This window comes from Collinsella sp. i06-0019-1H4 (assembly GCF_042849575.1).
GTDB lineage: Bacteria > Actinomycetota > Coriobacteriia > Coriobacteriales > Coriobacteriaceae > Collinsella.
This window is the reverse complement of record NZ_BAABYB010000001.1, coordinates 1799382-1821574: the sequence shown is the minus strand read 5'-3', so window position 1 is coordinate 1821574 and position 22193 is coordinate 1799382. Positions and strand designations below refer to the sequence as shown.

General features: G+C 60.8%; 27 protein-coding genes. 26 read left to right on the top strand and 1 reads right to left on the bottom strand.

The window, feature by feature from the left end; translation table 11 throughout:
* Positions 1-24 precede the first annotated feature (24 nt).
* The 20 genes from ACGHEN_RS08030 (at position 25) to ACGHEN_RS07935 (ending at position 11802) form a co-directional block, all read left to right on the top strand.
* The gene (locus ACGHEN_RS08030; RefSeq protein ID WP_022094280.1) at positions 25-210 is read left to right on the top strand and encodes a type Z 30S ribosomal protein S14; all 186 of its coding nucleotides are present in this window, start codon (positions 25-27) and stop codon (positions 208-210) included.
* Between the two features lie 119 nt (positions 211-329).
* The gene (gene rpsH / locus ACGHEN_RS08025; RefSeq protein ID WP_006235262.1) at positions 330-728 is read left to right on the top strand and encodes a 30S ribosomal protein S8; all 399 of its coding nucleotides are present in this window, start codon (positions 330-332) and stop codon (positions 726-728) included.
* Positions 729-761: 33 nt separating this feature from the next.
* Complete coding sequence (gene rplF, locus ACGHEN_RS08020; RefSeq protein ID WP_006235263.1) at positions 762-1298, top strand: 50S ribosomal protein L6; 537 nt, start codon at positions 762-764, stop codon at positions 1296-1298.
* 75 nt (positions 1299-1373) lie between these two features.
* On the top strand, positions 1374-1742 hold the full coding sequence (gene rplR, locus ACGHEN_RS08015; RefSeq protein WP_006235264.1) for a 50S ribosomal protein L18: 369 nt from the start codon (positions 1374-1376) through the stop codon (positions 1740-1742).
* A gap of 14 nt (positions 1743-1756) precedes the next feature.
* Positions 1757-2281: a 30S ribosomal protein S5 gene (rpsE, locus tag ACGHEN_RS08010; RefSeq protein WP_055252236.1), complete on the top strand. Its 525-nt coding sequence runs from the start codon at positions 1757-1759 to the stop codon at positions 2279-2281.
* A gap of 2 nt (positions 2282-2283) precedes the next feature.
* A complete protein-coding gene (gene rpmD / locus ACGHEN_RS08005; RefSeq protein ID WP_006235266.1) occupies positions 2284-2466 on the top strand; it encodes a 50S ribosomal protein L30 in 183 nt (60 codons plus the stop codon).
* Between the two features lie 3 nt (positions 2467-2469).
* Entirely contained in the window at positions 2470-2919 is a 450-nt protein-coding gene (rplO, locus tag ACGHEN_RS08000; RefSeq protein ID WP_006235267.1) for a 50S ribosomal protein L15, read from the top strand.
* Positions 2913-4199 (top strand): preprotein translocase subunit SecY, encoded by a 1287-nt coding sequence (secY, locus tag ACGHEN_RS07995; protein ID WP_089573561.1) that lies wholly within the window; start codon positions 2913-2915, stop codon positions 4197-4199. Before rplO ends, secY begins: the two co-directional genes overlap by 7 nt.
* 18 nt (positions 4200-4217) lie before the next feature.
* Positions 4218-4844, top strand: a complete 627-nt coding sequence (locus ACGHEN_RS07990; RefSeq protein ID WP_055252238.1) for an adenylate kinase — start codon at positions 4218-4220, stop codon at positions 4842-4844.
* The gene (map, locus tag ACGHEN_RS07985) at positions 4841-5629 is read left to right on the top strand and encodes a type I methionyl aminopeptidase (RefSeq protein ID WP_006235270.1); all 789 of its coding nucleotides are present in this window, start codon (positions 4841-4843) and stop codon (positions 5627-5629) included. Before ACGHEN_RS07990 ends, map begins: the two co-directional genes overlap by 4 nt.
* 104 nt (positions 5630-5733) lie before the next feature.
* Positions 5734-5952 carry a translation initiation factor IF-1 gene (gene infA / locus ACGHEN_RS07980; protein ID WP_035137443.1) on the top strand — a complete coding sequence of 73 codons (219 nt, stop codon included), beginning with the start codon at positions 5734-5736 and terminating at the stop codon, positions 5950-5952.
* Positions 5953-6102: 150 nt separating this feature from the next.
* Entirely contained in the window at positions 6103-6216 is a 114-nt protein-coding gene (gene rpmJ / locus ACGHEN_RS07975) for a 50S ribosomal protein L36 (protein ID WP_006363204.1), read from the top strand.
* A 14-nt stretch (positions 6217-6230) separates the two neighbouring features.
* Positions 6231-6605, top strand: a complete 375-nt coding sequence (gene rpsM / locus ACGHEN_RS07970; protein WP_022094275.1) for a 30S ribosomal protein S13 — start codon at positions 6231-6233, stop codon at positions 6603-6605.
* A 14-nt stretch (positions 6606-6619) separates the two neighbouring features.
* Positions 6620-7024 (top strand): 30S ribosomal protein S11, encoded by a 405-nt coding sequence (rpsK, locus tag ACGHEN_RS07965; RefSeq protein WP_006235274.1) that lies wholly within the window; start codon positions 6620-6622, stop codon positions 7022-7024.
* Between the two features lie 19 nt (positions 7025-7043).
* Positions 7044-7640: a 30S ribosomal protein S4 gene (gene rpsD / locus ACGHEN_RS07960; protein ID WP_006235275.1), complete on the top strand. Its 597-nt coding sequence runs from the start codon at positions 7044-7046 to the stop codon at positions 7638-7640.
* Positions 7641-7672: 32 nt separating this feature from the next.
* Positions 7673-8614 carry a DNA-directed RNA polymerase subunit alpha gene (locus ACGHEN_RS07955; RefSeq protein WP_006235276.1) on the top strand — a complete coding sequence of 314 codons (942 nt, stop codon included), beginning with the start codon at positions 7673-7675 and terminating at the stop codon, positions 8612-8614.
* A 30-nt stretch (positions 8615-8644) separates the two neighbouring features.
* Positions 8645-9112 carry a 50S ribosomal protein L17 gene (rplQ, locus tag ACGHEN_RS07950; RefSeq protein ID WP_006235277.1) on the top strand — a complete coding sequence of 156 codons (468 nt, stop codon included), beginning with the start codon at positions 8645-8647 and terminating at the stop codon, positions 9110-9112.
* A gap of 93 nt (positions 9113-9205) precedes the next feature.
* Positions 9206-10030 carry a tRNA pseudouridine(38-40) synthase TruA gene (gene truA / locus ACGHEN_RS07945; RefSeq protein WP_117773373.1) on the top strand — a complete coding sequence of 275 codons (825 nt, stop codon included), beginning with the start codon at positions 9206-9208 and terminating at the stop codon, positions 10028-10030.
* A gap of 203 nt (positions 10031-10233) precedes the next feature.
* A complete protein-coding gene (locus tag ACGHEN_RS07940; protein WP_147344016.1) occupies positions 10234-11232 on the top strand; it encodes a glycosyltransferase in 999 nt (332 codons plus the stop codon).
* Between the two features lie 132 nt (positions 11233-11364).
* Complete coding sequence (locus tag ACGHEN_RS07935; RefSeq protein WP_006235280.1) at positions 11365-11802, top strand: arginine repressor; 438 nt, start codon at positions 11365-11367, stop codon at positions 11800-11802.
* A 183-nt stretch (positions 11803-11985) separates the two neighbouring features.
* Here ACGHEN_RS07935 and ACGHEN_RS07930 read toward each other — a convergent pair whose 3' ends face one another.
* Positions 11986-14184, bottom strand: coding sequence for a transglycosylase domain-containing protein (locus tag ACGHEN_RS07930; protein ID WP_117773369.1), 2199 nt, complete (start codon positions 14182-14184; stop codon positions 11986-11988).
* Between the two features lie 162 nt (positions 14185-14346).
* Between ACGHEN_RS07930 and ACGHEN_RS07925 the strand changes: the two genes are divergently transcribed.
* From ACGHEN_RS07925 to ACGHEN_RS07900, 6 genes are all read left to right on the top strand, one after another.
* Complete coding sequence (locus tag ACGHEN_RS07925; RefSeq protein WP_158565399.1) at positions 14347-16323, top strand: U32 family peptidase; 1977 nt, start codon at positions 14347-14349, stop codon at positions 16321-16323.
* Positions 16324-16420: 97 nt separating this feature from the next.
* Entirely contained in the window at positions 16421-17632 is a 1212-nt protein-coding gene (gene tyrS / locus ACGHEN_RS07920) for a tyrosine--tRNA ligase (RefSeq protein WP_035137437.1), read from the top strand.
* A gap of 222 nt (positions 17633-17854) precedes the next feature.
* Entirely contained in the window at positions 17855-19675 is a 1821-nt protein-coding gene (locus tag ACGHEN_RS07915) for an adenine deaminase (RefSeq protein ID WP_117773365.1), read from the top strand.
* Between the two features lie 209 nt (positions 19676-19884).
* Positions 19885-20679 (top strand): Cof-type HAD-IIB family hydrolase, encoded by a 795-nt coding sequence (locus tag ACGHEN_RS07910; protein WP_390398661.1) that lies wholly within the window; start codon positions 19885-19887, stop codon positions 20677-20679.
* Positions 20680-20700: 21 nt separating this feature from the next.
* On the top strand, positions 20701-21276 hold the full coding sequence (locus ACGHEN_RS07905) for a transposase (RefSeq protein ID WP_390398660.1): 576 nt from the start codon (positions 20701-20703) through the stop codon (positions 21274-21276).
* The gene (locus ACGHEN_RS07900) at positions 21219-22124 is read left to right on the top strand and encodes an IS3 family transposase (protein WP_082222915.1); all 906 of its coding nucleotides are present in this window, start codon (positions 21219-21221) and stop codon (positions 22122-22124) included. Before ACGHEN_RS07905 ends, ACGHEN_RS07900 begins: the two co-directional genes overlap by 58 nt.
* Positions 22125-22193 lie beyond the last annotated feature (69 nt).

Genomic DNA, 22193 nt, shown 5'->3' with positions numbered 1-22193 from the left:
ATACTCTATGTGAGGAGGATATAAGTGGCTAAGACATCGATGATCGTCAAGTGCAATCGCAAGCAGAAGTTCTCTACTCGTGAGTACACGCGCTGCCAGCGCTGCGGCCGTCCGCACTCTGTGTACCGCAAGTTCGGCCTGTGCCGTGTCTGCTTCCGCGAGCTTGCACTCAAGGGCGAGCTTCCCGGCGTTAAGAAGGCCAGCTGGTAAGTCACTACCAGCGTTTCAAGCATCCGTTTGGAACAGGGAAAACGCGCTAGTTAGGCTTTGCCGTTAAGGGCGGCGAAGAACCAAGAGCACGTGTTCATCAAGAACGAAGGAGAATCTGTATGAACCTTACAGACCCGATCGCAGATATGCTTACGCGCATCCGTAACGCTAACTCTGTGAACAAGGCCACGGTCTCCATGCCGAGCAGCAAGAAGCTCGTCGAGATCGCTCGTGTTCTGCACGAGGAGGGCTACATCGAGGGCTACGATGTCGAGGACACCGTTCCCCAGAAGACTCTGCACATCACGCTTAAGTATGGACCCAAGAAGGCTAAGGTCATCAACGGCATCCGCCGCATTTCCAAGCCGGGCCTGCGTAAGTACACCGGCGTTGCCGACATGCCCCGCGTCCGCGGTGGCCTTGGTACCGCCATTATTTCCACCAGCCATGGCGTCATGACCGACCGCGATGCTCGCAAGCACAACGTCGGCGGCGAGATCATCGCTTACGTCTGGTAATTCGCTCGGTAGGTAGAAGGAAAGGAGATCACCGTGTCTCGTATCGGTAATAAGCCTGTCCAGATTCCCGCCGGAGTCGAAGTGGCAGTCAACGGCAACAACGTTGTCGTCAAGGGCCCCAAGGGCCAGCTCGAGCTCGATGTCTTTGAGAAGCTCGCTATCAACGTCGAGGACAACGTCCTCACCGTTTCCCGTCCCGACGACGAGCGTGAGACCCGTGCCCGCCACGGCCTCACCCGCGCCCTCATCCACAACATGGTGGTTGGCGTTTCCGAGGGCTTCGAGAAGAAGCTCGAGCTCGCCGGCGTCGGTTACCGCGTGCAGCAGAAGGGCAAGAACCTCGAGTTCTCCCTGGGCTTCTCGCACCCCGTGATCGTCGAGGCTCCCGAGGGCATCACCTTCGAGGTTCCCGACAACACCCACGTGAACGTCAAGGGTATCAACAAGCAGCAGGTCGGTCAGATCGCCGCTGAGATCCGCGGCCATCGTCCTCCCGAGCCTTACAAGGGCAAGGGTATCCACTACGTTGGCGAGCACATCCGCCGCAAGCTGGGTAAGGCCGCCAAGTAGTCGTAACCGACTCACTCGCATAAGACCAGCACCCCGTCAGGTGCTGGCAAGATCAACCTTTTTAGGAGTTTACGTATGAACAAGCATAAGGCGAAGCTGGAAGGCCTCAAGCGTCGTCAGCGTCGTGTTCGCGGCAAGGTCTCGGGTACCTCCGAGCGTCCGCGTCTTCGCGTGACCCGTACTAACGCCAACATCTATGCCCAGATCATCGACGACAGCAAGGGCTCCAGCCTGACGCTCGTCTCTGCCTCGACCCTCGAGGCCGAGTTCAAGGGCACCCACACCTCGAACAAGGAGGCTGCGGAGAAGGTCGGTCAGCTCGTTGGCAAGCGTGCCATCGAGGCCGGCATCACCAAGGTCGCCTTCGATCGCGGTGGCCGTATCTACCATGGCCGCGTCAAGGCCCTCGCCGACGGTGCTCGTGCCGCCGGTCTCGAGTTCTAGGAGGTATGTAGCACATGGCTCGTAATCAGAAGCAGCAGCGCGAGGCCTCCGAGTTCGAGGAGCGCGTCGTTTACATCAACCGCGTGTCGAAGACCGTCAAGGGTGGTCGTCGCATGAGCCTCGTCGCTCTCGTCGTCGTTGGCGACGGCAAGGGCAACGTCGGCGTTGGCATGGGCAAGTCCGCTGAGGTGCCCCTGGCCATCTCCAAGGCGTCTCTCGATGCCAAGAAGAACATGTTCCACGTGCCGGTGACCGAGCAGGGCACCATCCCGCACGAGGTTCTCGGCCACTTTGGTGCCGGCCGCATCATCATCAAGCCCGCTGTCGAGGGTACCGGCGTTATCGCCGGCGGCGCTGTGCGTCCCCTCTTCGAGCTTGCTGGCATCAAGAACGTCCTGTCCAAGTCCCTCGGTACCGACAACGGCCTCAACATCATCAAGGCTGCCGTCGAGGGCCTCAAGGAGCTCTCCAGCCCTGAGGACGTCGCGGCTCGCCGTGGCCTGACGGTCTCCGAGATGTTCGTCGGTAAGGAGAACTAAGCATGGCTGACACCATCAAGATCAAGCAGGTCCGCAGCACCAACGGTTGCAAGCAGGACCAGGTCCGTACTGTCCGTGCCCTCGGTCTCCACAGGATCCGCGAGGTTCGCGAGATTGCTGACAACGAGTCCGTCCGCGGCATGATCTTCAAGGTCAAGCACCTTGTCGAGATTGTAGAGGAGTAGCAAATGCAGCTTCACGATCTTACTCCCGCGCCCGGTTCCACCAAGAACCGCAAGCGCGTCGGCCGTGGCAATTCTTCGGGTCACGGCACCACTTCTGGCCGCGGCCAGAAGGGCCAGGGTTCCCGCTCTGGCGGCACCAAGGGTGCCGGCTTCGAGGGTGGCCAGACTCCGCTGGCTATGCGCCTGCCCAAGCTTCCGGGCTTCCGCAACCCCCGTCGTATCGAGTACACCGCTGTTAACGTTGAGCGTCTCGAGCGTAAGTTCGAGGACGGCGCTGTGATCGACGGTGCCGCTCTTAAGGCCGCTCGCATCACCAAGAGCGAGTTCGAGCCCGTCAAGGTGCTCGGCAATGGTGAGCTCACCAAGAAGTTCACGGTCAAGGTCGACAAGGTCAGCGCTTCTGCGCAGGCCAAGATCGAGGCCGCCGGCGGAAAGGTCGAGCTGCCGTGCTAAATGGTCTTAAGAATGCTTTCCGCATCAAAGAATTGCGCGAAAAGATTCTTTTTACCATAGCTATGCTCGTCGTGTACCGCATTGGTGCGCACGTTCCTGTGCCCGGCATTCCCTTCCAGGGGATGCTGGGCCTTTTCTCGACCGATAACAATTCGGTCGCCGCAGGTGCTATGGCCCTCCTGAATCTTTTCTCTGGCGGCGCGTTGAGCTATGTGTCGGTGTTTTCGCTGGGCATCATGCCTTACATCACCAGCTCGATCATCCTCCAGATGCTCCAGGCCGTCGTGCCTTCCCTGCATGAGCTTGCCCGCGAGGGCGAGGTCGGTCAGACCAAGATTACGCAGTATTCGCGTTACCTCACCTTGGCTCTGGCAATCCTCAACTCCGTGGGTTACCTCTTCCTCTTTAAGAGCTTCGGCATCAGCTTTAATGGCGCCGGCGCTCCCGAGATCATCTTCGACCTCATGGTCGTCGGCACGCTCACTGCGGGCGCCATGCTGATCATGTGGATTGGTGAGCTCATCACCCAGCGCGGTATCGGCAATGGCATGTCGCTGATCATCTTTGCGAACATCATGGCCGGTCTGCCGCAGGCTATCTTCTCCAGCACCGAGGGCAATGCCGGTGGCATCATCACCATGGTGATCATCTGCGCCATCATCCTGCTGGTTATCCCGCTGATCGTTTTCCTTGAGCGCGGCCAGCGCCGCATTCCGGTCTCCTACGCCAAGCGCGTCGTGGGCCGTCGCATGATGGGTGGACAGACCACCTACCTGCCCATCAAGGTCAACACCGCGGGCGTCGTGCCGATCATCTTCGCTTCGGCGCTGCTGTACTTCCCGGCTCAGATTGCCGTGTTCTTCCCCGGCATCGGCTGGATTCAGGCAGTTGCCTCCGCGCTTTCGACCGGTTGGCTCAACTGGGTGCTTAACGTTGTCCTCATCGTGTTCTTCGCGTACTTCTACACCTCCATGGTGTTCAATCCCGATGACACGGCCGACAACCTTAAGAAGCAGGGCGGCTTTATTCCGGGCGTGCGTCCGGGTAGGGCTACCGCGGCCTACATCAAGAACGCGCTCAACAAGATCACGCTTCCCAGCGCTGTCTTTTTGGCGCTCATCGCCATCGTGCCTTCGATCATCTTCTCCTTCACGGGTAACCATCTGATCCAGGCTTTTGGCGGAACGTCCATCCTCATCATGGTCGGCGTCGTGCTCGACACGGTCGATAAGCTCGAAGGCCAGATCAAGATGTATGATTACGATGGATTCTTTAAATAGGCTAGAGGAGGATTGCTCATGAACCTCGTATTGCTCGGAGCTCCGGGTGCCGGTAAGGGCACCGTCGCACAGGAGCTCGTCGCCGAGTTTGGCGTCGCTCACATTTCCACGGGCGACCTGCTGCGTGCTGCCGTCAAGGGTGGCACCGAGCTTGGTATTCAGGCTAAGAAGTACATGGACGCTGGCGAGCTCGTTCCCGACCAGCTCGTGATCGACCTTGTCAAGGAGCGCCTTGCCGCCGATGACGCCCAGCAGGGCTTCATCCTCGACGGCTTCCCGCGCAACACCGCCCAGGCTGTGACGCTCGATTCCGAGCTCTCCGCCATGGGTCGCGAGATCGACTGCGCCCTTCTGGTCGACGTTGCCCCCGAGGTCATCATCGATCGTCTGTCTTCGCGTCGCACCTGCCGCGCCTGCGGTTACACCGGCACCGCTGCCGATGCTACCTGCCCCAAGTGCGCCGGCGAGATGTATCAGCGCGACGACGACAAGCCCGAGACCATCAAGAACCGTCTCGACGTCTACGAGAAGTCCACGAGCCCGCTCGTCGACTACTATCGTGGCCAGGGTCTGCTCAAGTCGGTCAACGGTGACCAGGCTCGCGAGACCGTGTACGGGGATGTCAAAGAGGCTCTCGGTCTATGATCAAGATTAAGTCTGCAACGCAAATCGAGCAGATGAAGAAGGCAGGAGCGCTATCTAAGATGGCGCTCCGCCACGTTGGAGCCATGGTGCGCCCCGGCGTTTCGACTTTTGAGCTCGATCAGCTCGCGGAGCAGATTATCCGCATGCATGGCGGCACCCCGGCCTTTAAGGGTTACGGCGGGTTCCCGGGAACCATTTGCGCATCGATCAACGATGCCGTGGTCCACGGTATTCCCAACCCCGACATGATCCTGCGCGATGGCGATATCATCTCCATCGATACGGGAGCCGTTGTCGACGGTTGGGTCGGCGATAACGCTTGGACGTTTTTCGTCGGCACCCCTACGCCCGAGGCCAAGGCCCTGTGCGAGGTCACGCGCGATTGCCTTAAGGCTGCCATCGAGCAGGCTGTCCCCGGTAACCATATCGGGGACGTCGGTTATGCCGTTCAGTCTCTCGCCGAGTCTCACGGCTATGGCGTTCTTCGTGACTATGTTGGCCATGGCATTGGCCGCGTGATGCACGAGGACCCCAACGTTCCTAACTATGGAAAGAAGGGGAGGGGCGTTCGCCTCCAGGCCGGCATGGTCATTGCCATCGAGCCGATGGTTACGATGGGTTCCAACCATGTGAGCACGGGCTCCGACGGTTGGATCGTCACGACCAACGACCACCTGCCCGCCGCGCACTACGAGAACACCGTCGCCATTACCAATGACGGTCCGGTGATTCTCACCACGGATGCCCAAGGTGCTTGGTGTTCGCTCCAAGGCGGAGAAATGTAACAAGTTCCACTTAGTTGTGGAGCCATTACGAAGTTATTACGATACGTGCATACGTGTTGTAGAATACTCAATCGCTGTCGTTTTCTAGAGAAAGATGATTGCTTGTGAAGAAGGAAGACGCAATTGAGCTCGAGGGTACGGTAAAGGAACCGCTGCCCAACGCCATGTTTAAGGTCGAGCTCGAGAACGGTCATTCGGTTCTATGCAACATTTCTGGCAAGATCCGAATGAATTACATCCGTATTCTCCCCGGTGACAGGGTTGTCGTGGAGCTTTCCCCGTACGACCTGACCCGCGGCCGCATCACCTATCGCTACAAATAGCGGCACGCATACACGCACTCCATTTCCGGCTGCAGGCTTAGCTCAACCTACGGTCGGATTGTGTGTGAAGACCAGCCATAGTTTTAAACGCCTGCGGCTGGGCGAGTAGATAGTAGGGAAGTAGTTTGAGCGCTACCGAAAGGAAGAACGATGAAGGTACGTCCTTCGGTCAAGAAGATGTGCGATAAGTGCAAAATCATTAGGCGCCATGGCAAGGTCCTCGTCATTTGCGAGAACCCCCGTCATAAGCAGCGTCAGGGTTAAGAGAGGAGACTACGTTGGCCCGTATTAATGGTGTCGACCTCCCGCGTGAGAAGCGCGTTGAGATCGGTCTGACCTACATTTACGGCATCGGCCGCACCACTGCGACGAAGATCTGCGTCGAGTGCAACGTTAACGTGGATACGCGCGTTAAGGACCTCACCGAGGATGAGGTTAACGCCATCCGCGATTATATCGATAAGAACCAGATCATGGTTGAGGGCGACCTCCGCCGTGAGCGCAACCAGAACGTCAAGCGCCTTATGGACATCGGCTGCAACCGCGGCCTTCGTCACCGCAAGGGCCTCCCGGTCCGCGGCCAGCGCACCCACACTAACGCTCGTACCCGCAAGGGCCCGAAGCGTCAGATCGGTGCTAAGAAGAAGAAATAAGGAGCGCTAGATAGATGGCTACTGCTAAGAAGAACGTTCGCGCTGCCCGTCTGAAGCGCGCGGACCGTAAGAACATTTCCGTGGGCCAGGCTCACATCCGTTCTACGTTCAACAACACGATCGTTTCGATCACCGATCCCCAGGGCAATGTCATTTCCTGGAAGTCGGCTGGCCAGGTGGGCTTCAAGGGCTCCCGTAAGTCCACGCCGTTCGCTGCCCAGATGGCTGCCGAGGCTGCTGCCAAGCAGGCCATGGAGCACGGTATGAAGAAGGTTTCCGTCTTCGTCAAGGGCCCCGGCTCCGGTCGTGAGACCGCCATCCGCTCCCTCCAGGCTGCTGGCCTCGAGGTCTCGAGCATCCAGGACAAGACCCCCATTCCGCACAACGGCTGCCGCCCCAAGAAGCGTCGCCGCGTGTAACTGAAAGGATCGTATCAATATGGCAATCGACAGGACTCCTGTTCTTAAGCGCTGCCGTCAGCTCGGGATCGATCCCGCTGAGCTCGGTTACAGCAGCAAGAAGGAATCTATCCGTCAGCCCAAGCGCCGTCGCAAGGAATCTGAGTACGGCATGCAGCTGCGCGAGAAGCAGAAGGTCAAGTTCATCTATGGCGTTCTGGAGAAGCAGTTCCACGGCTACTTCAACAAGGCCCGTAAGATGAACGGCGTCACCGGTGAGAACCTCATGATCATCCTTGAGTCTCGCCTCGACAACGTCGTCTTCCGTCTTGGCTTCGCCCGCACCCGCAAAGAGGCTCGTCAGTCCGTCCGTCACGGTCACTTCACCGTGAACGGCAAGCGCGTGGACATCCCGTCCTACCGCGTCAAGGCCGGCGACGTCGTCGCTGTCGGCGAGAAGTTCCGTGACCTCCTCCCCATCAAGGAGGCCCTGATTTCCTCCGAGCGCTTTGAGGTCCCTGGCTGGCTCGAGGTCGATATCGAGAAGCTGTCTGGTAACGTGCTCGCTCTGCCGACGCGTGAGCAGATCAGCGGTGATATCAACGAGCAGCTCATCGTCGAGCTCTACTCTAAGTAGTCCATCCGGGCTGCTGAGGCTGGAGGTAATACATGTCAGAATTCATTAGGCCTCAGGTTCAGGTCGAAGAGATCAACGAGACGTCTGCTCGTGTCTCCGTCGAGCCGCTCGAGCGTGGCTACGGCGATACGCTGGGTAACTCCCTTCGTCGTGTACTTCTGTCCTCGCTCGAGGGTGCCGCCGTCGAGGCTATTCAGATCGATGGTGCACAGCACGAGTTCATGACCATCCCTAACATGGTCGAGGATGTCACCGACATCGTCCTGAATGTCAAGGGTCTTGTCTTCAGGGCTCTCGGCACGACCGACGAGGCGACCGCCACCATTTCTGTTGACGGCCCCTGCGAGGTCACCGGTGCGGACTTCTTTATTCCGTCCGAGTTTGAGCTGGTCAACCCCGAGCAGCACATCGCTACGCTTACCGAGGGTGGCCATCTCACCATGAGCATGCGCATCGGCTATGGCCGCGGCTATGTCTCTGGCGAGGCTAACAAGCGCGACAACGATCCCATCGGTGTGATCCACGTCGACTCGCTGTACTCGCCGGTGTCCCGTTGCGCCAAGCTCGTTGAGGCTTGCCGTGTCGGTCAGCACACCGACTACGACCGCCTTGTCCTCGAGATCGAGACCAACGGCTCCATCGCTCCGCGCGACGCCGTGGTCCAGGCTGCCAATATCATCAACCAGCATATGGCTGCCTTTATGAACCTTGCCGAGACCCCCGAGGTCGAGGAGGAGGCTTCGATCTTCGCTCCCGAGGTCACCAACGACAACGCCGAGCTGGACAAGCAGATCGAGGATCTGGACCTTTCCGTCCGTTCCTACAACTGCCTTAAGCGCGCCAGCATTCACTCGGTCCGTCAGCTCGTTGAGTTCTCGGAGAACGATCTGCTCAACATCCGTAACTTCGGTGTTAAGTCGATCGAGGAAGTGAAGGACAAGCTTGAGTCCATGGGCCTGAGCCTGAAGGCTTAATGCTTCGCATATTTGAGGAGAAACTAGACCATGCGTCACAACGTTAAGAAGGGCCTGAAGCTCGGCACAGATGCGAGCCACACCAAGGCCATGAAGAAGAGCCTGGCCAAGGCCCTCTTCGAGAACGACCGCATCAAGACCACCGAGACCCGCGCTAAGGCGCTGCGTTCGGTCGTCGATCCGATCATCACCTGGGCCAAGAAGGGCGACCTGCACTCTCGTCGTCTGGCCATCGCCAAGCTCGGCGATAAGCAGCTCGTTGCCGAGATCTTCGACAAGGCTGCCCAGGGCATGTGGCAGGACCGCAACGGCGGTTACACCCGCATCATGAAGCTCGGCAACCGTAAGGGCGACAACGCTCCTATCGTTATCATGGAGCTCGTCACCGAGCCTTGCACGCCTAAGGCCAAGAAGGCTGCTCCGGCCCCCAAGAAGGCCGCTGCTCCCAAGAAGGTCGAGGCCGTCGAGGAGGCTCCTGCTGAGGAGACCGCTGAGTAGACAATCCGTCTGCATAGGCTATATTCGAGGGGTACGTTCGCGTACCCCTCTTTTTTTTGTCGCGATACCGTTGATTGTTTGTTGGGAGCGCCCATGACCGCGCCGTCTGATTTCAATTCGATTCCTGAGCTCGATGCCACGCTTGTATTCCGTGTTGCCTATGATGGCTCGTCCTATAGCGGATTTGCCGAGCAGCCGGGCCAGACGACCGTTGCGGGCGAGTTACGCCGCGCTATCGAGACGCTGCTGCGCCGCCCGATCGATCTGACGTGTGCGGGTCGTACCGATGCCGGCGTGCATGCGGTGGCCCAGTACATTAGCGTGCCCGTAACGGACGCTGAGCTTGCTCTGACGCGCCGTAGGTGGCTGAGGGCTATGGATGCCCTCCTGCCCAAAGATATCGCCATAAACGAGGTCTACAAGGCCCGTAGGGGCTTTTCTGCCCGCTTTGACGCGCGGTCCCGTACGTATACGTACCGTATTGCCGATCGCGATGCGCGCCCCGTGCTCTCGCGCGGTGCGGTGTGGTGGCATCGCTATCCCCTCGACGTCGATGCGATGGCGGCCGCCTGCCCTGCGCTTTTGGGCGAGCAGGACTTTAAGAGCTTTTGCAAGGTTGCCTCGGCCGTTGGCAAGCCCACGCATCGCTGCGTGATGCGTGCCGAATTTGGCCATGAGGTTGCGTTTGGCGAGGACATCCTGACGTTCACCATCGAGGGCAATGCGTTTCTGCATTCGATGGTCCGTACGATCGTGGGCACGCTTGTCGAGATTGGCATGCATCGCCGTGAACCCGAGTGGATGCGCGAGGTTATCGATGCTTGCGACCGTACCGCTGCGGGCCCCACGGCTCCTGCCTGCGGCCTTACGTTTATGGGCGTGGATTACGATCCCGCCGAGCTTGTCGTGCTCGACTAGGGGAGGGCTCGACGTGTCGTGCGTCGACACCTGTCATCTGTGGGCTGCGCGTGTGCAACATCTGTTCTTGGCGTGCAATGCAACCGGTGTCTCATTGCTTTTATTGCCGGGGTGTACCATGAACCACGGTTTGATTCATTACTGTCGAGAGGACGGATAATTTGGTTCGACGTGGCTCGCATCCGCGACTTTCGGTGATCCTTGTGGTAGAAGGTTCGCCCAGCTATGCGATGCGTGCGCTCGAGAGTATCCAGAACCAAGACCTCTACGATTTGCAGATTGTCGTTGTCTGTCGCGATACTGCGCCCGGTGTGCGCCATTCGCTTCAAGTTGCTGCCGACAGGGACATCCATATTGATTTGATTGACGTCGAGGACGCGACGCGCGGCGCGTGTCTTCGTGCCGGTTTTGCTGCCTCGCGCGGCTCTCAAATCATCGCCATGAACGCCGATGAGTGGTTTGCTCCGCAATCCCTTTCCAAGATGGTCGATATCGCGTGCGATACTGCGGCAGACATAGTGTTCCCCACGGTGTCGCTCGACCGCTATGATGCACATCGAGAGCGCCATTCGCGTGTCTTGGATGCTGCCTCTATTGTCATCGAAGACAAGTCTTCGATGGTGGCCGGGCTGCCTCAGTTGATTTTAGGCGGCTTGGTTGCTCAAGTCTCTGGCGTGATGTATAGCCGTCCGCTGTTTGAGGCATGCCTTTTGTGCGACAAGGCGTTTCGCACAGTTGGGTTTATGGCATGCGCGCTCTCGCAGGCGCAGCGCGTCTCCGGATGCGGCGACGCTTGTTTCCACGCGGTGGCGCCTAAGCTTACAGATGCCTTTGATCCCACCATGTATGCCAGGGTATCCGATGACACCCGAGCACTCGACGAGCTTGCGGACTCACTCTCGGAAGCAGATAGCGGTGGCCGGCTCAAGCTGGCAAGCCAAAAGTTCTACTTTGCCGGACTGGTCGCCTGCATCGAGAATTTGTGTCTGAGCCCGCATGGGGTGTCGTCAATCGAGCGTTCCGCCCGCATGCGTGATATGCTCGAGGCGCCTCGAACCCGTCAGATGGTCGCCGCGCTCAAGGATAACCATCGGGGGCTCGGTCTGTTGTTTGGGCCGATCGCCAGCGCCAAGCCCGCGCGTTGCGTGATGTGTACGCATCTGGCAGCTTTTCTTAACCGGACGGGCGCAAAAACCGCCTAAACGGCTCATTACGAAACAAACTTGCATAGAATTGTTTCGAAATGCGTTCTTATACACAAAAGCCTTCAAATAGCGTTAAACTATTCAATCACTGATTGATTGTCTCCGCCATCTTTTGGAGTGAGGGTTTGTATGGCTAAAAAACGCAATGGGCGCCAGGATGCCATTAGAGATATTGTGCGCAATAAGGACGTCCGCACGCAGCGTGTGCTGGTCGATGAGCTCCGTGCTATGGGCTTTGATTGCACGCAGGCGACTGTCTCTCGCGATATTGCCGATATGGGGCTGCGTAAGCTCCCTGAGGGCATCTATGTTCTGGCAGAGGACCTGCACCTGCAGCGCATGGTTTCCGAGCTCGTAACGGGCGTTCTGCGTACCGATAATCTGGTTATGATCAAGGCTCAGCCTGGCACGGCTTCCGGCATCGCCGCCGCCGTTGATGCGGCAGAGTTGCCCGATGTGCTTGGCTCGCTTGCCGGCAACGATACGATTTTGGTTATTGCCCAGACGGCCGAGGACGGCGAGCGTCTCGAGGCGCTGATCAATAAGCTGAGCAATTCTCGCAAGTAGGCGTGCGGGTCGTGCGCTCGGCACTGCGTGCGCTTACATAGTGGCTTGTAAGGGGTGTCGACGTTGGTCGGTATCCCCTTTTTTTGTTTGCTGGTATAACGACCGCCCAGTCGCTTCAAACTAAAAGGCCCCGAGCAGTTCAATAAGCTGCTCGGGGCCTTGTTGGCTTTAGTCGCGTACTTCTTAGCCGACCGTATCGTCAGGCGTGGGCGAGGGGTCGGGAGTGGGAGTGGGCGTAGGCGTAGGCGTGCCGCCATCGCCGCCGGTCGAACCACCAGTGGAGCCGCCCGTCGAGCCACCGGTCGTACCGGTGCCGCCGGTGGTGTCGCCGCCCGTGGTCTCGGTGGTCGTGGTCGTCGTGGTAGTCGTTGTGGTGGTTTCCTCTTCCTCTTCGTCCTTGTCCTTGTCGTCGTTCTCCGACTTCTTGGTGTTATTGGTGCCGTAGAACTTCCAGACGCTGTTGTTCTTGTAGGTGGGCGCCGTTCCGGTCGCAAACTCCTCGCGCTCGGTACCGGTCAGAACGGTGTTCATAAACCGCTTAAAGACAGGCAGGTTGGTGCTGTCGCCCAGCAGGTCCGTGCCGTACTTTTGGATGGGGATCTCGCCCGCGGAATAGCCGGTCCACAGGGCGCACGCCAGCTGCGGGGTATAGCCGCAGAACCACAGGTTGGTGGTGTTGTCGGTGGTGCCCGTCTTGCCGGCATAGGGCTGGTTGACACTCAGGGCGCCGGCAGCACCCGTACCGCTGCCCTTCATGACGCCGGACAGAACATCGGTGACCGCGGCGGCCTCGCCCTCGGTAAGCACCTGTGAGGGATTGTCGGTGTGCTGGTACAGCACCGAACCGGTACGAGAATCAATCTCGGTGATGGCGATCGGCTGGCGATAGTAGCCGCCGTTGGCAAACGTCGCGTAGGCGGCGGCCATCTCGAGTGGCGAGATCGAGCCGGTGCCGAGCGTCATGACGGGAACGTCCTCGATGTTGTCCTTGGCGGGGTCGATGCCGAGCTTTTTGACGAGCGAGATGATCTTGCTGTTGCCGACGGCTTCCGCCACCTGGATGTAGCCGGTGTTGGAGGAGTATGCCGTCGCCTGCTTAAGCGTGATGCTGCCGTAGCTCTGGTTGGCGTAATTTTGGACCTCGGTCGTGGTGCCCTTGGCCTTGAGCGGCGAGTTGCAGTTGAGGGTGACGTTGGGGTTCATGCCGTTTTGGATGGCAGTTGCCAGCGTAAAGGCCTTAAAGGTGGAGCCGACGGGACGCTTGGCCGTGGCATGGTTTACGTGGTTCTCGTCGGCGTTGTAGTCGTAGCCGCCCACCATGCACTTGATGTAGCCGGTCTTGGGGTCGACGACGACCATGCCCATGTCCAGGCCGTCAAGCGAGAGCGTGTCGAGCTGCTCGCGGACGGCATTCTCTGCCACCTGCTGCATCGTGGGGTCGATGGTGGTCTTGACGGTCAGGCCGCCCTTAAAGAGCACGTCGGTCGAGAACTCCTGCTCCAGCAGCTGCTTGACGTAGGAGACAAAGTAGGGCTGCGAGTATACGTCGACGCCGCTGCCCGAGATTTCGGTCACATTGAGGGTGATGGGCTCGGCCTGTGCGGCATCGTGCTCCTCCTGGGTGATGTGGCCCAGGCGCAGCATGTTGTCGAGAACCTTGTTGCGGCGAGACAGTGCCAGATCGGGATTGACCGTGGGGTCGTACTGCGAAGGCGAGTTGGGAAGGCCGATGAGTAGCGCGGCCTCGCTCAGGGTGAGGTCGGCGGCGCTCTTGGACAGATAGGTCTCGGCTGCGGCCTCGATGCCGTAGGCGCCGTGGCCGTAATAGATGGTGTTGAGGTACATCATGAGGATCTCGTCTTTGGAGTACATGTCCTCCATCTTGATGGCGATGTAGGCCTCGCGCACCTTACGCTCAATGGTCGAGTCGAATTGCTCCTCCTGCAGGATGGTGTTGCGCACAAGCTGCTGGGTGATCGTCGAGGCGCCTTCGTGCCCGCCGCCGAGGGTTGCCACCGCAGCACGCGCGATACCCCACAGGTCGATACCGCCGTGCTCGTAGAAGCGCTCGTCCTCGACGTCAACGGTGCCCTGCAGCACGTAGGGGGAGACCTCGTCCTTGGTGATAGACTTGCGGTTTTGCGTGTAGAAGCTCGCGATCTTGTTGCCGTTGCAGTCGACGATCTCGGTGGGCTCGCTCACCAGATACGCGTTGGCGTCGGTGTAGTCGGGCAGATCGGACAGCCAGCGGTTGACGTTGCCGACCATGCCGATGCCAAATGCCACGCCCGCAATCAGCAGAAAGCCCAAAAACGAGAGCAGGATTATGGGCAGAGCATGCGTCTTTGAACGGCTGCGTCCCTGTCGTTGGCGAGGACCCATATATTGACCTCCAGGTATGTCGTGCCGGACGGTGGATGTGCCGTCGGGGCAGGATGGACATAAGTTATTACACGATAAACCAAACGGGGCGCGCGAGGCCTCGTGTATGCTGGAAGACGGCATTTTTCAGAGTGAATGCATACCTTGGTAAGGAGTTTGCCGATGGCGATTCGGGCGATGGGGCCGAGCGGACAATACGAGACTGGATTGGATGCTGCCGGTGCGGCGCTGCCCGAGTTGCTGGCGCCGGCGGGCGGACTCGACCAGATGCTTGCGGCCATCGCCGCGGGCGCCGATGCCATCTATGCGGGGTTGGGCGGCTTTAACGCCCGTGTGGGCGCCCATGGCTTTACGGATGACGAGTTTGCGCGCGGCTGCGCCGTGGCGCATGCCCATGGCGTGCGTGTGTACGTGACGCTCAACGTGTTCGTGTTTGACGATGAGTTGTCCGACGCGGTGGCGTTGGGAGCTCATGCACTGGAGCTGGGCGCCGGTGCTCTGATTGTCGCCGATGCCGGGTTGGCCTGCGCGCTGCGCGCGGCGATTCCCGGGGTCGAGATTCACCTGTCCACGCAGGCGGGCGCTCATAGCGAGGGTGCCGTGCGGCTTGCCGCCGATGAGCTGGGGGTCGAGCGCGTGACGACGGCACGCGAGCTGACGGTCGACGAGATTGCGGCGCTATGTGCCACGGGCGTGCCCATCGAGGTATTCTGCCACGGTGCGATTTGCATCGGCTATTCGGGGGCGTGCGAGTTCTCGGCCTTGCGGCGTGGGCGCTCGGCGATGCGCGGCGACTGCACGCAGCCGTGCCGTCTGGCGTACGACCTAGTGGACGAGGCGGGGCAGAGTGTTGTTGCCGTCGAGGGAGACCGCCTGCTTTGTCCGCGTGACTATCTGGGTATCGCGCACCTGCCCGAGCTTGTTGCCGCCGGCGTGGCATCGCTCAAGATCGAGGGGCGCATGAAGAATCCCGATTACGTATTCAACGTGGTGAGGGTGTGGCGTCGGGCACTCGATATGCTGTGCGACGGCGCGTGGGACTCCGGTGCCGTGGAAGAGCTTGAACGCGAGCTGGGAAGGTCGTTTAACCGTGGGTTTACCGATGCTTACCTGCGGGGTCGTTCGGGTGCCGAGCTCATGAGCTTTGAGCGCGCGATCAACCAGGGCGTGCGCGTGGGCCACTTGGTGGCGGTGGGTCACGAAGAGGTGACGGTTGAGCTCGATGCCGCCGTGGCGGCGGGCGATACGCTCGAAATCCGATTTTACCCGGGTGCCGACGCGCGTCCCGATGTGCCCAAGCGCTGGCCACAGGTGCCTTGCCCCGTGGATGCCGCTGCGGGGGAGCGCATCGTCGTGCATTGCAAACGTAAGGTGGACGCGGGCTGCGAGGTCTATCTGATTCGCAGCGCCGGCGTGTTGGATCAGACGGCGGCGGTGTTGGAGCGCATGCGGGCCGAGGCGGATGCGATTGCGCCCGTTGCGCGTGCCGTTGAGGTGCTGCCCTTTGAGGGCGCTGCGGTGGATGGCGGTGCGTCGACGGAGTTGGTGGGGTCGGCGGGGCCGGCAAAGCGCGAGGATTTTGCTCGTATGGTCTTTGCCTGGGAGCTGATGGATGTGGGTCCGCGCGATGAGCGAGATCTGTCCGATACAACGGTGGTGCTCGACGAAGTGTGCCGCGCGGGCGACGCCGAGCGGACTCGGGCGCTTATGCAGCGTGCCGGGCGCGTCGTCTGCCGCAATCTGGGACAAGTGGCGATGGCCCGCGAGCTGGGCACAACGTTTGACGTGGCGGCGCCGGTGTTCTGTGCCAATCGGGCCACGCTTACCTGGCTGCGCGGACTCGGTGCGGGGCGGGTGTGCTTGTCGGCCGAGTTGCTCGGCAATGATGCGGAGCGTGTTGCCGAACTTGCCGCTTGCCCCGGTGTCTTGGGGCCTGTCGATGCCGACCGTCCCGAGCTCATGGTGTGCGAGCACTGCTTGCTGACTGCCGAGGGCGCCTGCGCCACGGATGCAACGGGGCAGGTCCGTTGCCGTGACTGCTCGCGCCGTCAGCAGGCGCGCTTTTTGGTCGAACGTGACGGCACGCGTTTGCCGGTCGTTATCGACGCGTGCGGCAGGACGAGGATTTTCCTGTCGTAGGTGCCGCGTCGCGCTGTTTTGGTTATTATTAGTGGGTTTATGAACTTCCAGCACCGCCGTATCCGGTGAGGGTGCTATAGCAAAAGGAGGATACCCAATGCTGTCTGTTGACGAGCAAATGCGTATCATCACCTCGGGTGCAGCGCAGATCGTCCCCGAGGCCGACCTTCGCAAGAAGCTTGAGAAGGGCGAGCCCCTCAACATCAAGCTCGGCGTCGATCCCACCAGCCCCGACCTGCACCTGGGCCATGCCGTGCCCCTGCGCAAGATGCGTCAGTTCCAGGACCTGGGCCACAACGTCACCCTTATCATCGGCAACGGCACTGCGCTGATCGGCGACCCCTCGGGCAAGAACTCCACCCGCCCGCAGCTTTCGCAGGAGCAGATCGAGGCCAACGCCGAGACCTACGTGAGCCAGGCCATGAAGATCCTGGACCCCGAGAAGACCACCATCGTGCACAACGGCGACTGGATCCTTTCGATGGACCTGGCCGGCCTGCTGCAGGTGTGCTCCAAGTTCACCGTCGCCCGCATCCTCGAGCGCGACGACTTTACCAAGCGCTACCAGTCCCAGACGCCGATTGCCCTGCACGAGTTCCTGTACCCTGTGATGCAGGCCTTCGACTCCGTGCAGATCAAGGCCGACGTCGAGATGGGCGGCACCGACCAGCTCTTTAACCTGCTCGCCGGCCGCGAGCTCATGGAGAAGATGGGCATGGAACCGCAGATCGCGCTCACCATGCCGCTGCTCGAGGGCACCGACGGCGTCCGTAAGATGTCCAAGTCCTACGGTAACTACATCGGCCTGACCGATGCTCCCAAGGATATGTTCGGCAAGACCATGTCCATCCCCGACGAGATGATCGGCAAGTACTATCGTCTGGCCAGTTCGCTCACCCCGGCCGAGGTCGACAAGATCGATGCCGCCCTGGCCGATGGCTCCGCCGACCCCTACGAGCTCAAGCGCGCTCTAGGCCGCGACCTGTGCGACACCTACCACGGTGCTGGCGCCGGCGACGAGGCTCAGGCCGAGTTCGACCGTGTGTTCAAGGAGGGCCAGCTTGCCGACTTCCCCGAGAAGCACGTTGAGCTGACCGTCAACGACGAGGGCCAGATTTACCTCGCTGGCCTGCTCAAGGACCTGGGCCTTTCGGCCAGCGCCGGTCAGGCCCGCCGCGACATCGACGGCGGCGGCGTCAAGATCAACGGCAAGGCTGTGGCTCCCAAGAGCTACAACATCGATCCGAGCGCCCTCAAGCTGGGCGACACCCTCTCCGTGGGCAAGCGCAAGGGCTTTAAGTTGGTCTAACGAGCGAGTTGACCTCACAAGTGCAATAAGGCCGCAGCCGGGAATCCCGACTGCGGCCTTTTTGGTTGCGACGATCCCTTGGGGACGGAGGGATCATTTGGCGGTGCCGTTAAGCGGAAGGGGTGTTAGCGGGACTTTCTTTTTGGCATACAATGGCTATTGGCTTGCTGCGGTGAAGGTCTGTCCGCTCCGCAGCTTTTTTCTACGGTTAAAGGAGTATGTATGTCCGTTGAGGTCATGAGGTCTGTGATCGATGCTGCCGAGGGGCGCGTGCCCGTCGACACGCTGTTTACCAATGCGCAGATCGTCGACGTGTATGGCCAGCGTGTGGCGCCCGGTAGCGTTGCCGTCAAGGACGGTGTGATCGTCGGCGTGCTCTACGATGGTCGCGACGATGCCGCTGGCACCTACGAGGCAACTGAGGTCATCGACTGCCAGGGTCGCTATCTCGCTCCCGGTTTTATTGACGGGCATTTGCATATCGAGTCCTCGAACATCCGTCCCGCCGAGTATGCTCGCATGGCCGCGACGCGCGGTACTACCACCGCCATTGCCGACAGCCACGAGATTGCCAATGTTGCCGGTCTCGACGGCTTGCGCTTTATGATCGAGGACGGCCGCCGCGCACCCATCTCCATCAAGTACATGATGCCTTCGTGCGTGCCCGCGCTGCCCGACGAGCAGGCCGGTGCCGTTATTTCGGCTGCCGATATGCAGGCGTTTTTTGCCGAGCATCCGGGCGATGTCTTTGGCCTGGGCGAAATGATGAACCTTCCGGGCGTTTTTATGGCCGATCCCGAGACCTGTGCTCGCATCGATGCCGCTAACCAGACGCCGTCCAAGCAAGTCGACGGTCATGCGCCGCTCGTTGCCGGCAAGGACCTCAATGCCTATGCCGCGGCGGGTATTATCGCCGACCACGAGTCGACGATTCCCGAGGAGGCGCTCGATAAACTGTCCCGCGGCATGTATGTGATGCTGCGCGAAGGTACGTGTAGCCACGACTTGGCCAACCTGTCGCCGATGCTGCTAGAGAATCCCGCGCGCGCCCGCCGCTGCTGCTTCGCGACCGACGACCGCGCCCCTTCCGATGCGCTTGCGACCGGCATGATCGACAATGCCTGCCGCGCGGCTATCGAGGCCGGCATCGACCCCGTGGTCGCTATCTCTATGGCGTCCCTCTCCACGGCCGAGGCGTTTGGCCTGGACCACGGTTGCCGCGACCCACACGAGCTGCGTGGTGCGATTGCCCCGGGCAAGCGTGCCGACCTGCTGGTGCTCAACGACCTGACGTTTGCCACGGCTCCGCATCGCGTGTATGCCGCCGGCGCGCTCGTGGCACAGGACGGCACTTTTGTGGGCGAGATTGCACCCGAGATGGCCGAGGTCGCGGCCCTTGCCGATGAGCTACGCGCCTCCGTTAAGCTGCCGAAGCTTTCGCTCGACGTATTCGACTATGCCTTTAAGCCGGGCGAGGCCGTGATTGACGTGGTGCCGGGCAAGGCCATCACGGGCATGGTTCGCCCCAAGAACACCGAGGGCCTGCGCCGCATTATGCTGATTGAGCGCCATGGCCGCGGCGTGTCGCTGCAGGCCGAGGGCGCCGACGGCGACGGCCCCGCTGGCCTGGGCCTGGTCGGCAAGCATATCGGTCGCGGCTGGGTGCGCGGCTTTACCATCACCGGTGGCGCCATTGCCTCCACGATCGGCCACGACTCGCACAACGTGTGCGTGGTGGGCGACAATGCGGCGGATATGATGGCTGCCGTTGAGGCCGTGGGCCAGGGCGGCCACGTGCTGGTGCGCAACGGCGAGGTCGTGGCGCGCATTCCGCTGGCGCTCGGCGGCCTGATGAGCGAGGGCGCTGCCGAAGACGTTGCGGCGCAGCACGACGACTTTATGGTCAAGGCGCGCGCCATGGGCATCGAGCCGCCGCTCGACCCCATCATGGGCATCATCTTCCTGCCCCTGCCGGTGATCCCGACGCTCCGCATCCGTCCCGAGGGCATGTTCGACGTCACAACCTTCACCTACGCCGACTAGTCATCAGGGACGTTCTTAAACGACTAGCCGTTGGGGACACTCTTTGGCGGGCTGCCTGACGTCGCGACCGTGGGGCCTCTGGCGCGCGTGAGCTATTTGCTAGGTCCATGTAACGTTTATAACTACGGGGTCTTATTCGAGCTCCCTTTGGGTACGGTGTTTTCAGATATACATCTGTTTTCACTACTAAGCCCGAAGGGAGCTTTTCTATGTTTAAACTGATTGCATCCGATATGGACGGCACACTGCTTGACGAAAACGGCCAGGTGCCTCCCGAGACCTACGAACTGATTCTGGCGCTACACGAGCATGGCGTGCATTTCGCCGCATCGTCAGGTCGTCGCTACGATCGCCTGTGCGAGTTCTTTGCGCCCGTTCGCGACAAGATGGACTTTGTCGCCGCTAACGGCGCCCAAGTCTACGCCGACGGTAAGATGGTAGACCGTGAGGTGTATTCCCACCTGGCGATTCGAAGGCTCGCCCAAGCCGTCAGGACGTTTCCCAATCTGCATCTTGCGCTCTTTGACCGAACCAAGTCCTTCCTGCTCGATGACGAGTGCAAGTTCGTGCGTGAGGTCGATAAGGACCTTCCCAATGCCGAGCGTATTTGGGAGCTGCCCGATCCCAGCGTAAATATCATCAAAGCGAGTATCTTTTGCGACGACAGTGCGGTTATGGACAGTGCGTACGTGCTACAGCGCGAACTTGGTCAGCTCTTTACTTTTGCGCCTTCGGGCAACGCGTGGATCGATGCCATGCAGCCTGGTGTATCGAAGGCCTCGGGTATCGCGCAGCTCGCGGAGCATTACGGCATTGATCGCGACGAGGTCATAGCGTTTGGCGACTCGATGAACGACTACGAGATCATTCGCTTTGTCGGCACGGGCTGCGCGATGGAAAACGCGCGCCCCGCGCTCAAGGCAGTCGCCGATCGCGTGGTGGGGTGCAACCGCGACCACGCCGTCCAGCAGGAGCTCCGTCGCGTGCTGGAGAGTCTCGCCTAATTCGGCAGATGGGGACAGTCCTTGCGTGAACTGCATCCCATTTCTTGGACTTTGAAATTAAGGTTCGAGAAAAGGGAGGCATCGGAAATGCCCCGCAGGAAGAAGGCAAGATACGGTCGCGAGATGAGGGCACGCGCCGCCGACCTGTTCGAGGCCGGCCTCGGCTTCGAACTCGCGGCCAAGAAGCTCGACGTTCCCGCCCCGGCGGTGAGAAAATGGCTCTACGCGTACCGGGCAACCGGGAGGAAGGGGCTGATCGGGATGGGCGAGAGCCGCAGGACCTACGACATGGAGACCAAGCTCGCCGTCGCGAGGGCCGTCGTGGACGAGGGGATGCCGCGGTCGGAGGCGATGGCCCGCTTCGGCATCGCCGCCGCCACATCGCTCGACCGCTGGTGCAGGCTGTACCGCGACGGCGGGCCGGAGGCGCTCGAGCCGGGACGCCGCGGCAGGCCGGAGGGCCCCGGGGGGCGGACGCGCGAGCGGGAGCTCGAGGAGCGCGTGCGCAAACTCGAGGCCCAGGTGGCGTATCTAAAAAAATCGATAGCCCTGAAAGCGGAGAAGAGCTCTCAAACTGGGAGAAAGCCCAGGTCGTAGCCTCCCTTTCAGGGCACCACCGCCTATGCGACCTGCTCGCGGCCGCGCGGCTCGCGCCGTCGAGCTACCACTATGCCGTAGCGCACCCGCCGAGAGCGACCCGGCCAGAGCTCCGGGAGGCCGTGCGCGAGATCTTCTCGAGGACGGCGAACGGGTGCGGCCACCGCCAGATAGCGATGTGCCTGAGGGCCGAGCTGGGCGCGAGGATAGCGGACAAGACGGTCCTCAAGATGATGCGGGAGCTCGGCATCCGCTGCGGCATCCGCCGGGAGACCGACTACCATCGCTACAACTCCTACCGCGGTCCGGTCGGCGAGAGATTCGACAACCTGATAGCGCGTGACTTTCGCGCGGGCGCCCCGTGGGAGAAGCTCGGGACCGACGTCACGGAATTCAGGCAGCCCTGGGGCAAGGCGTACTTCGCCCCGGTCTACGACTTCTGCACGAAGGAGATCGTCTCCTGGTCGGTGTCGACGAGCCCGGACATGGCCCAGCAGGAGGAGGTGCTCAGGCGCCTGTTCGCGAGGATGCCGGCCGGGGCCTCGCCGATCGTCCACAGCGACATGGGATGGCAGTACCAGCACCCTAGGTGGACCGGCGAGCTCAGGAGGCACGGCGCCAGGCAGAGCATGTCGAGAAAGGGCAACTGCCTAGACAACGGGGCGACGGAGCAGGTGTTCGGGCATCTCAAGGACGAGTTCTTCAGGGGCGTCGAGTGGGCCGACTTCGAGTCCTTCAAGAGGGACCTCGACGCCTATGTCGTGCATTGGAACACGAGGCGTCGCCAGGTGGCGCTCGGCGGCCTCACCCCGGTGGAGTTTCGGAAACGGCTATTGAAAGCGTCCTAGTGTTCGCTTCTAATAAAGAAGGCCAAGATTCGGGACGCAGTTCAGCGGCGCCCCGCGAAGAGTGTCCCC

What these genes read in the sequence shown, in the direction of transcription:
- rplO (WP_006235267.1), top strand. Translation starts at nt 2,470, where the DNA reads ATGCAGCTTCACGATCTTACTCCCGCGCCCGGTTCCACCAAGAACCGC.
- rpsD (WP_006235275.1), top strand. Translation starts at nt 7,044, where the DNA reads ATGGCAATCGACAGGACTCCTGTTCTTAAGCGCTGCCGTCAGCTCGGG.
- rpsK (WP_006235274.1), top strand. Translation starts at nt 6,620, where the DNA reads ATGGCTACTGCTAAGAAGAACGTTCGCGCTGCCCGTCTGAAGCGCGCG.
- rpsE (WP_055252236.1), top strand. Translation starts at nt 1,757, where the DNA reads ATGGCTCGTAATCAGAAGCAGCAGCGCGAGGCCTCCGAGTTCGAGGAG.
- ACGHEN_RS07955 (WP_006235276.1), top strand. Translation starts at nt 7,673, where the DNA reads ATGTCAGAATTCATTAGGCCTCAGGTTCAGGTCGAAGAGATCAACGAG.
- map (WP_006235270.1), top strand. Translation starts at nt 4,841, where the DNA reads ATGATCAAGATTAAGTCTGCAACGCAAATCGAGCAGATGAAGAAGGCA.
- ACGHEN_RS07915 (WP_117773365.1), top strand. Translation starts at nt 17,855, where the DNA reads ATGTCCGTTGAGGTCATGAGGTCTGTGATCGATGCTGCCGAGGGGCGC.
- ACGHEN_RS07935 (WP_006235280.1), top strand. Translation starts at nt 11,365, where the DNA reads ATGGCTAAAAAACGCAATGGGCGCCAGGATGCCATTAGAGATATTGTG.
- rpmJ (WP_006363204.1), top strand. Translation starts at nt 6,103, where the DNA reads ATGAAGGTACGTCCTTCGGTCAAGAAGATGTGCGATAAGTGCAAAATC.
- ACGHEN_RS07930 (WP_117773369.1), bottom strand. Translation starts at nt 14,184, where the DNA reads ATGGGTCCTCGCCAACGACAGGGACGCAGCCGTTCAAAGACGCATGCT.
- rpsH (WP_006235262.1), top strand. Translation starts at nt 330, where the DNA reads ATGAACCTTACAGACCCGATCGCAGATATGCTTACGCGCATCCGTAAC.
- rplR (WP_006235264.1), top strand. Translation starts at nt 1,374, where the DNA reads ATGAACAAGCATAAGGCGAAGCTGGAAGGCCTCAAGCGTCGTCAGCGT.
- truA (WP_117773373.1), top strand. Translation starts at nt 9,206, where the DNA reads ATGACCGCGCCGTCTGATTTCAATTCGATTCCTGAGCTCGATGCCACG.
- tyrS (WP_035137437.1), top strand. Translation starts at nt 16,421, where the DNA reads ATGCTGTCTGTTGACGAGCAAATGCGTATCATCACCTCGGGTGCAGCG.
- rpmD (WP_006235266.1), top strand. Translation starts at nt 2,284, where the DNA reads ATGGCTGACACCATCAAGATCAAGCAGGTCCGCAGCACCAACGGTTGC.
- ACGHEN_RS07925 (WP_158565399.1), top strand. Translation starts at nt 14,347, where the DNA reads ATGGCGATTCGGGCGATGGGGCCGAGCGGACAATACGAGACTGGATTG.
- ACGHEN_RS07910 (WP_390398661.1), top strand. Translation starts at nt 19,885, where the DNA reads ATGTTTAAACTGATTGCATCCGATATGGACGGCACACTGCTTGACGAA.
- rplQ (WP_006235277.1), top strand. Translation starts at nt 8,645, where the DNA reads ATGCGTCACAACGTTAAGAAGGGCCTGAAGCTCGGCACAGATGCGAGC.
- ACGHEN_RS07990 (WP_055252238.1), top strand. Translation starts at nt 4,218, where the DNA reads ATGAACCTCGTATTGCTCGGAGCTCCGGGTGCCGGTAAGGGCACCGTC.